Here is a 1,199-nt window from a genome sequence, read left to right on the forward strand (position 1 = left end):
CTAGTGCCTCGTCTTTGAACGTTGATCGTGTAATCCGTCGGTTCTGAGGACGGATCGGGCAGGCTGTCTCCCGACGTTCATGGGAGGTGGTGGCCGGTGGGCAGACGCCCGGAGGTGTTCGTCCGGCAGGTGTCGATGGCTGAGGGTCAGCGGTTGCAGCGGATCACCCGCACGGCGAAGGACCCGGTGAAGCTGCGGCGGGCGATTGTGGTGCTGATGTCGGCCCAGGGGCAGCCGGCGCCGGACATCGCTCACTTGCTCAAGACCAGCGAGGACTACGTGCGGGACGTGATCCACGCGTTCAACGAGCGGGGGTTTACCGCGCTGGACCCAAAATGGAGCGGGGGCGCACCGAGACGGATCGATGAGCAGATCCGCGACTGGATCTGCGTCATCGCCCGGTGCGACCCCCGTTTCCTCGGCCGGCCGTTCTCCTGCTGGTCCCTGGCCAAGCTGCGCGACTACCTGATCGACGCCGGTTACGTCACGGCGATCAGCGTCGAGACCGTCCGCCGGATCCTGCACGAGCGCGGGGTGTCGTGGCAGGCCACCAAGACGTGGAAGGCCAGCACAGACCCCGACTTCACGACCAAGATGCGCCGGATCCTGGACCTCTACGACCACCCGCCCGCCGACGGCAGGGTGATCTGCGTCGACGAGTTCGGGCCACTGAACCTGCAACCCCGTCCCGGCCGGGCCTGGCGTCCGCAGCGCCAACCAGTTCGGCTGAGGGCCACCTACACCCGTGACCAGGGCGCCCGGCACATGATCGCCGCCCTGGACCTGAGCACCGGACGCCTGCACTACCGCATCCGGGACCGCAAACGCTGGCGCGAGTTCCTCGGCTTCCTCAAGACCCTGCGCCGCCGCTGGCCCGGCGACAAGCTCTACCTGATCGTGGACAACTTCTCCCCACACAAGCACCCCGAGGTTCGCGCCTGGTGCACTGCCAACCAGGTGGAGCTGGTGTTCCTGCCGACCTACGCGTCCTGGCTGAACTGGATCGAGGCGGAGTTCGCCGCGGTGCGGTACTTCGCCCTCAACGGCACCGACCACCGCAGCCACGCCGAACAGGATGCCGCCATCGGCGACTACATCCGCTGGCGCAACCAGCGAGCCCGACCGAAATCCGGATTCGCCGCCGACTCCAAGATCCGCCACCCGGATTACCCGTTCAAGGCTGCATGACGGGGCACTAG

At 67.1% G+C, this 1,199-nt stretch carries 1 protein-coding gene; it reads left to right on the forward strand.

The window, feature by feature from the left end; translation table 11 throughout:
* The first annotated feature begins 96 nt into the window (after window positions 1-96).
* Complete coding sequence (locus tag E1182_RS30610; protein WP_243706512.1) at window positions 97-1,188, forward strand: IS630 family transposase; 1,092 nt, start codon at window positions 97-99, stop codon at window positions 1,186-1,188.
* The last annotated feature ends 11 nt before the right edge of the window (window positions 1,189-1,199 follow it).

The organism is Micromonospora sp. KC721, assembly GCF_004348355.1.
Lineage (GTDB): Bacteria > Actinomycetota > Actinomycetes > Mycobacteriales > Micromonosporaceae > Micromonospora.